The organism is Propionivibrio pelophilus DSM 12018 (genome assembly GCF_059569095.1).
On the sequence record NZ_JCANUT010000090.1, the window covers coordinates 1 to 7,189 of the forward strand.

The 7,189-nt window shown below is 61.8% G+C and carries 8 protein-coding genes; 2 read left to right on the plus strand and 6 right to left on the minus strand.

Annotation, left to right across the window (positions count from 1 at the left end):
* Nucleotides 1-245 (minus strand): helix-turn-helix domain-containing protein (locus tag BO74_RS20105; protein WP_496445014.1); only part of this gene is annotated, 245 nt, incomplete at its 3' end.
* A gap of 94 nt (nt 246-339) precedes the next feature.
* On the opposite strand from BO74_RS20105, the gene BO74_RS20110 reads away from it, so the two are divergent.
* Nucleotides 340-1,143 (plus strand): sulfite exporter TauE/SafE family protein, encoded by an 804-nt coding sequence (locus tag BO74_RS20110; protein WP_496445016.1) that lies wholly within the window; start codon nt 340-342, stop codon nt 1,141-1,143.
* A 25-nt stretch (nt 1,144-1,168) separates the two neighbouring features.
* Nucleotides 1,169-2,053, plus strand: coding sequence for an MBL fold metallo-hydrolase (locus BO74_RS20115; protein WP_496445018.1), 885 nt, complete (start codon nt 1,169-1,171; stop codon nt 2,051-2,053).
* An 11-nt stretch (nt 2,054-2,064) separates the two neighbouring features.
* Here BO74_RS20115 and BO74_RS20120 read toward each other — a convergent pair whose 3' ends face one another.
* From BO74_RS20120 to BO74_RS20140, 5 genes are all read right to left on the minus strand, one after another.
* Nucleotides 2,065-2,691 carry a TorD/DmsD family molecular chaperone gene (locus BO74_RS20120; RefSeq protein ID WP_496445020.1) on the minus strand — a complete coding sequence of 209 codons (627 nt, stop codon included), beginning with the start codon at nt 2,689-2,691 and terminating at the stop codon, nt 2,065-2,067.
* A 106-nt stretch (nt 2,692-2,797) separates the two neighbouring features.
* The gene (locus BO74_RS20125) at nt 2,798-3,574 is read right to left on the minus strand and encodes a 4Fe-4S dicluster domain-containing protein (protein ID WP_496445022.1); all 777 of its coding nucleotides are present in this window, start codon (nt 3,572-3,574) and stop codon (nt 2,798-2,800) included.
* A 23-nt stretch (nt 3,575-3,597) separates the two neighbouring features.
* Nucleotides 3,598-6,156 (minus strand): molybdopterin-dependent oxidoreductase, encoded by a 2,559-nt coding sequence (locus tag BO74_RS20130; RefSeq protein WP_496445024.1) that lies wholly within the window; start codon nt 6,154-6,156, stop codon nt 3,598-3,600.
* A gap of 49 nt (nt 6,157-6,205) precedes the next feature.
* Nucleotides 6,206-6,544, minus strand: a complete 339-nt coding sequence (locus tag BO74_RS20135) for a c-type cytochrome (protein ID WP_496445026.1) — start codon at nt 6,542-6,544, stop codon at nt 6,206-6,208.
* A 43-nt stretch (nt 6,545-6,587) separates the two neighbouring features.
* Nucleotides 6,588-7,189, minus strand: a 602-nt coding sequence (locus tag BO74_RS20140; RefSeq protein ID WP_496445028.1) for a cytochrome b/b6 domain-containing protein, incomplete at its 5' end; no start/stop codon positions are given.

Sequence of the window (7,189 nt, forward strand, 5' to 3'; positions counted from 1 at the left end):
ACTTCCTGCACCATCGACAGTTTTCGGCACGCGCCGGGGGGACGTCCACGCAGCCTTTCTGTCAGGGAACCCTCGCCGGCGGTCTGTGCCTTTCGCAACCACGCCTGAACCGTCCGGACATGAACTCCTGCCACCTTCGCCAGTTCAACGCCACTCAGGCCCGACTGCTTCCGCAGTCGAAGCACCATCTTCCGCAGCGTATCTCGCCCCTCATAACCCAGCTTGCGCGCATCAATCTTTTCCATGCGGAAATCATACCGCAAACAGCCTATTTAAGGGCCGGGTTAATAGAACGGCGCAAGGCCTGACCGTCGGATACTGTCAAACCCGGACCGAATCATGGAAATCTCGCTAATCCTCGGCGTGTTCGTCGGCATCATTCTCGGGCTGACCGGCGCCGGCGGCGGCATCCTCGCCGTTCCTGCCCTGGTCAACGGCATGGGATGGTCCGTCCAGGCGGCCACCCCCGTCGCCCTGATCGCCGTGGCCAGCGGGGCGGCGCTCGGCGCCGTCGACGGTCTGCGCAAGAAACTCGTCCGTTACAAGGCGGCGATGGTGATGGTGCTCTGCGGCATACCTTTCACCAAAGTGGGGCTCGCCGTCGCCCATCGGCTCCCGCAGATGCTGTTGCTCGTGCTCTTTGCCAGCCTGACGCTGTATGTCGTCTGGCGGCTCGTCCGTCAAACGATGCGCAAAAATGGCCGGCGCGACGATGACGACCACGCGGTCGCCCGCATCAACCCCGAGACCGGTCGTTTCAGCTGGACATGGAAAACAGCCGGCCTGTTTGCCGGATTCGGCGCACTCACCGGATTCATGACCGGACTGCTGGGAGTCGGCGGCGGCTTTGTCATCGTCCCCGCCATGCGTCGCTATACCGACGCGTCGATGCACGGCATCATCGCCACGTCGCTGCTCGTCATCGCGCTGGTCAGCAGCGGCGGCATCGTCGTCGCTGTCAGCAACGGAGCGACCCTCCCGTCGCCGACAACCGCACTGTTTGCCGCTGCGACCGCGCTGGGCATGCTCATCGGCAGAAAGTTGTCGCCCCGCTTTTCCGAAACTACCATTCAGCGTGGATTTGCCTTTGTCCTGCTGTGCTCGGCGGCGAGCATGCTTTTCAAGGCATTCGGCAGCATCTGATCACGGAAAAACGAAGGAGCGAGCCATGGGACAGCCCAACTCAATGCAGGTTGAAGGATTCTTCGACCCAGCCACCAAGACAATCAGCTATCTCGTGTTCGACGAGAACAGCCGGAAAGGCGCGATCATCGACAGCGTGCTGGATTACGACCCCAAGGCCGGACGCACCAGCACCGCGTCGGCCGACACGATCATCGAGCGCATCCGCGAACTGGACGTGACGCTGGAATGGATTCTCGAAACGCACGTCCACGCCGACCATCTCTCGGCCGCGCCTTATCTGAAGGAGCGGCTGGGCGGCCGGGTCGCCATCGGCGCGCACATCACGGCGGTGCAGAAATTTTTCGGCACGCTGTTCAACGCGGGCACCGGATTCGCCCATGACGGCAGCCAGTTCGACCGGCTGCTCGCCGACGATGAAACCTTCACGATCGGCGCATTGCAGGTGCGCGCCCTCCACACGCCGGGCCACACGCCGGCCTGCCTGACCTACGTCATCAGCGACGGGACCCGCTCGGCCGCCTTCGTCGGCGACACCTTGTTCATGCCGGATTACGGCACGGCGCGCTGCGACTTTCCCGGCGGCGACGCCCGGACGCTCTACCGGTCGATCCAGCGTATCCTGAGCCTGCCCGCGGACACCACGCTCTACATGTGCCACGACTACCTCCCCGGTAATCGCGAACCCCGCTTTGTCGCCACCGTGGCCGAACAGCGTGCCGAAAACATACACGTCCACGAAGGCATCGGGGAGGAGGACTTCGTGACCATGCGCACGCAACGCGACGCCACGCTCGACATGCCGGTACTGATCCTGCCGTCGGTTCAGGTCAACATGCGCGCCGGCCAGTTCCCCGACCCCGAGAGCAACGGCATCCGCTACCTCAAGATTCCGTTGAACGCGGTGTAACCAGCCTGTATTCAGCCAGCGCTTCTTACCACGTTGACGAAAAGCGCCGTGAGGTCGGCGAGTTCACGATAAAACCGGCATTGCGCACCTTCGAGGACAGCGGCCTGGAAGTCCGGCAACCAACGGTCGAGATGGCCGGAAATCAGGTGCTCGCTTAATGCCTCGAGTTCCTTGAAAGCGGCGTCATCGCCATCGCGCAAGGCGGCGGCGCGGCGGAACAACAGGGTGTAAAGAAATTCGAGTTCGACGGCCAAATGGTCGGGAAGGTCGCGAAATTCCGGATCGACCTCGAAGCCGCCGTCAGCATACAGGTCTTCAAGTGCCTGCATGATATCGGTAATCGAGTTGCCCTCCTTCGCGAGCCACGCCGATTCGTAAGGAACGGCCAGCGTCCCGACCGGCCCGAGGAACAGATGCGCGTAGTCGACCAGCAAGTCCTGGGGCGTGACCGATTCGAACGACGACTTGAGTTCCCGCGCCCGCGCCGTGAAATCAGCGTCGATATGACCCGCGGCATCAATCAGCGAGTCGAACAACCGCTCCTCGGAAAACTCCGGAGCGGGTTCGTAGTAACAGGCGGCAAGCAACCGGCACATGTCGGCCAGTGCCGCAGTCCGGACAAATTCTTGAGTAGTCATGGCATTTCCGAGGTCCGAGGGGCTAAAAAATTGACGCGACCGATTATCCACAGGACGTCATCCCGGCAAAAGCCAGGATGACGTCGTCGCCTCTGACGACAGCGGCCTATGAACGCGCGCTGTACTTGCCGACGTAGAAGACGTTCGGACGGGTTCCGGCCTCCGGCTTGAGCACGAAACTCTCTTTCGCGGCCAGCACCTTTGCCGCGTTGGAATTCGGGTCGTCCAGATCGCCGAAGACACGCGCCTCGGACGGGCAAACCTCGACGCAGGCAGGTTGCAGGCCGTTGAGCGTGCGATGCGCGCAGAACGTGCATTTCTCGACAATCCGCTTCTTCCGCAACGGCCCGACGTCCTTCGACTCGAACTCGTTCATCGCCGGTACGGCGGCGCCCGCCTTTTTCGCCGTCTCCGCGCCTGACGATGTTCCGCCGGCGATCAAAGCGGTGCCGTCCTCCCACTTCGGATGCAGCGGCTTGTAGCGCCCGTTGAAGCTGATCACGCTGTACGTCTCGCCGCTGAGGCTAGCCTCGTCGAGTTCTTCGTGGCTGTACGGACAGGCCGTCTGGCACTCACGACAGCCGATGCACAGCGACGGATCGTGCATGGTGATGCCTTCCGGCGTCTTGTACATCGCTTTGTTCGGCTTGACCGGGCAGACTTCGACGCAGGCGGCCTCGGAGCAGTGGTTGCACAGCACCGGCATGACCCAGTGTTTCGTGTTCGGGAACGTGCCTTCGGTCTTCATCATGAAGTCAGCCCAGTTGAAACTCTGGCCGTCCTCGGCATCGCGGTCACGCGTGGTGTTCTCCGCCTTGCAGGCGAAGGCGCAGGCGCCACATCCCACGCAGCGTTGCAGGTCGATAACCATTCCAAATCGCATTTTTATCTCCTAAGCTCGTTGGGTCAGACCGCAACCTTCTGGATGCGCACGCCGGTGAATCCGCCATTGCGCGCCGTGGCGCCGCTCAGGCGGTCGTAGTCGTCGACCAGGATTTCGTTATTGTTGGCGCCCCGCGCCTTCTTGCCGAAATCCTCGGAGGCCACCCGTCCGTAGGCCCAGTGCCCCTGGCCGAAACACTTGGTCACCGTGCCGGGACGCACGCCTTCCCACAGCCGCAACCTGGCAACGATCGATCCGGTGGTCGAACTCACGCGCACCATGTCGCCTGTCTTCAGTCCCAGCTTCGCGCCGTCCGCCGGGTTCATCTTCAGCACGTCGTCCCATGACACGTCGCCGGGATCGACCTTCTTGAACTCCTGGTACCAGGTCAGGTTAGCCGAGCGCCCTTCGCGGTTCAGGCGCGACTTGTAGTCGATGAAGTCGAACGGATACTCGGCCTCGCTGCCGTGCCGTTTCGGCGGCTCATAGTGCGGCACGAAAGCGACGTCGCCGCGCGCCACGTAGCCGGAAACGGTCATGATGTCGTCCACGCTCGTCTCGTACTTCTTGGCATGTTCGAGCAGGCCCTTCTTCGCCGTTTCGCTGTAGAACTCGAACTTCTTGCTGACGGTGTGGAACTTGCCGCCCCAGCCTTTCTTCAGCGTGTATTTCGGACCGCTGAACATGCCGCGGGCGCGGTAGTCGTCCCAACCCTTGAGCGGCGCATCGCCCTTGACCGGCTCCTTGGGCATCCACAGCGTCGCGCTGCTCATCTTCGCGGCGATGATCGAAAACTCCAGCGCATTGGTCGGATGCTTGCCGGTTTCCGGGTCCTTGAACTCCTTCGAGTAATAGTCGAACAGATTGGAAAAGCCCTTTTGCTTGAGCTTCTCGGCCAGCAGCCACATCACTTCGGTTTCTTCCTGCTTCACGTCCCACAGGCGCTTGACAGCCCCCTGCTGCAGCGAGGCGTAGCCGTGGCCGTTGCCCATGTTGGTGATCACCGACCAGCCTTCGGCGGAGTTGAAGGTTGCCGGCAGGACGATGTCGGCGAACTGGGTCATTTCGGAGGCGTTGGTCACCATGTGCACGAAGAACGGCACCTTGGCCATCGCCCGGTCCCAGCGATCGGTCCCGGTGGCCGAGAAATTGAAGTTCGACCACGAGGACAGGAACACCTTGACCGCGCCCGGATCCTTCAACAGTCCGTTAGCCACGTTGTTGGTCACCACACCACTGCCCGGCTTGCCGCCCATCATCGCCGGCATGTCCTTGGCGCCGCGTCCGTCGAGCTTCTTGCCCTTGGCCATTTGCTTGGCCAGGTCATCGACGTATTTGTCCATGCTCGGGAATTTGGCGATCGGCACGCTGCTCGACTGCCAGACACCACCTTCGACGTCGATCGATCCGAGCAACCCGTTCAAGGCATGCACGGCCATTGCGGCGTAGGTGCCGCGGGGCGTCATCGCGGCACCCGGCCCCATCCAGACGATCGTCTTGGGCGCCGCCTTGCCCATCGCCCGCGCCACGCGGACGATCTGCTCGGCGGGAATCAGCGTTTCCTTCTCGGCCCACGCCGGCGTACGGTCCTTGAGTTCCAGATTCCACCACTTGATCAGGCCGTGGGTTTCCCTCTCCTCGAATTCTTCCTCGCCAACGGTCTGACCGGCCTTGAAACCGCCCCAGAAGCTCTTGAAATCGCCGACGAATTCCTTGTTCCACATCCCCTCGGTCAGCAGCACATGGGCGATTGCACCGGCGAGCGCGCCGTCCGTGCCGGGTTTGAGCGGAAGCCATTCCTGTGCCTTCGCCGCCGAGTTGGACAGGCGAGGATCGATGGCGATGATCGTCCCTCGCGCCATAATTTCATGGAAGTAATGGATGGTATTCGGCACCATGCGGTTGGAAGCCAACGGATCGAGCCCCCAGATCACCAGGCAATTGGTATGGGCCAGATCGTAGTCGCGGTAGCCAAAGAACCCCTGGGTCAAGCCAGGCCCCATCTTTTCCGCTTCGGCGCAAATGGCGCTATGCGAGAAGTAATTTCCGGTACCGAAGACCTTGGGTAACGTCCCATACAGTAGGTTGGTCGAAGTCGCCGAGTAGCGGCCGCGCATGTACATGAACTTGTGCCCCTCTTTCGCACGGCGCAGTTCCATCATTTTCTCGGCGACCGTGTCCATTGCCTCATTCCAACTGATCGGCACGAACTTCGGATCGACGCCCCGCCCCTTGACCGGATTGGTCCGTTTCATCGGCACCTTGACGCGATCGGGGTCATAAACTTGCTGCGTAATCAGGTGACCGCGTGGGCAGCAGTAACCATGATTAGTCTTCGACAGGGGATTGCCACGTACCCGCACGGCGCGTCCGTTCTGAACAAAAATCTGGACCGCGCACCACTGCGTGCAGCCCTGACAGGTACTGCCGATCCACTCGCCCCTTGGCGCGCTACTGCCGTTGACCCGGCGTGGAATCATCGCCGCCGAAACAGGTCGCAATACCGTCGTCGAACACCCCGCCGCCAGCAGGCAGGCAGTCGCCGCCGAAAACTGGATGAATGATCTTCTCGTCAGTTTCATTTGTTTGCACCTCGCTGTGACTGTGACAATTCGGTTTTTCGGGTTGCTCCTACTTCAACGACAAGATCCACTGGATCATGTTGGAGATGGCGGCCTGATCCTTGGACTTGACGGTCTTATGCTCCTCCTCCGTGCCGTCTTCTAGTTTGACCTTCTGGCCGGTGGTGATCTGCGCCAGGATCTTCGCTTCGCCGTCCGCCTTGCCCGCGTGCTTCTTGGCAATGTCCTTCAGCGAGATAGCGTCCTTCTTCCTGTCGATGGCGTGGCACTTCAGACAGCCCTCCTTCTTGGCCAGTGCTTCCGCGGCCGCGACATCGACGGCCTGGACCGGCGCGCTGAGCAAGGTGGCTGACAGGCCGGCCGCGGTCAGGATCAGGGATGCTTTCATTTCGTTTCTCCTATGAGGTCAATTGGTCGGTACCGGTGCGGCCTCAGTGCTCGTGCCAGCCGGTGATCATCATCTTGAACATCTGTCCGACGGTCTTGCCGGTGGTGCCCAGATAGATGTGCGAGAGCAGGAAGAGCAGCAGGGCCACCGCCGCGAGGTAGTGCAGCAAGGCGATCGGCAGCAGCCCGTCGAAGCCGAACAGGGTGTCGGGGGCGAACTGCGGGTAGAGGTAGATCAACCCGGTCAGCAGAATCACCGGCAGGAGCAGGTACATGACGCTCCAGTAGGTGACGGCCTGCAGGGCATTGAAGTGTTCGTCCCTTGAGGGTTCGTGCGGATGCGGTTCGCCGCGGAAGATGCCGATGCCGTACCAGCGCGCCTGCCGGAGGATGCGCTGCAAAATGCCGGGGGGCTTGGGGACGAACTGCCACCAGTTGCCGGTGACGATGTTGGCGACGACGAAGAACAGGCAGGCGAGAATCAACAGGACGCCGGCGGTGTTGTGGATGCGCACGGCCAGCGCGAAATCGACGAGCGGCAGGGCCGGGTCGGCGAAGTGGATGCTCAGCCCGGTGACGCTGAGGGTGAGGATCAGGGCGGCGTTGATCCAGTGCCAGATCCTGATCCAGGGGGCGATGAGGTACT

What these genes read in the sequence shown, in the direction of transcription:
- BO74_RS20135 (WP_496445026.1), bottom strand. Translation starts at nt 6,544, where the DNA reads ATGAAAGCATCCCTGATCCTGACCGCGGCCGGCCTGTCAGCCACCTTG.
- BO74_RS20115 (WP_496445018.1), top strand. Translation starts at nt 1,169, where the DNA reads ATGGGACAGCCCAACTCAATGCAGGTTGAAGGATTCTTCGACCCAGCC.
- BO74_RS20120 (WP_496445020.1), bottom strand. Translation starts at nt 2,691, where the DNA reads ATGACTACTCAAGAATTTGTCCGGACTGCGGCACTGGCCGACATGTGC.
- BO74_RS20130 (WP_496445024.1), bottom strand. Translation starts at nt 6,156, where the DNA reads ATGAAACTGACGAGAAGATCATTCATCCAGTTTTCGGCGGCGACTGCC.
- BO74_RS20125 (WP_496445022.1), bottom strand. Translation starts at nt 3,574, where the DNA reads ATGCGATTTGGAATGGTTATCGACCTGCAACGCTGCGTGGGATGTGGC.
- BO74_RS20110 (WP_496445016.1), top strand. Translation starts at nt 340, where the DNA reads ATGGAAATCTCGCTAATCCTCGGCGTGTTCGTCGGCATCATTCTCGGG.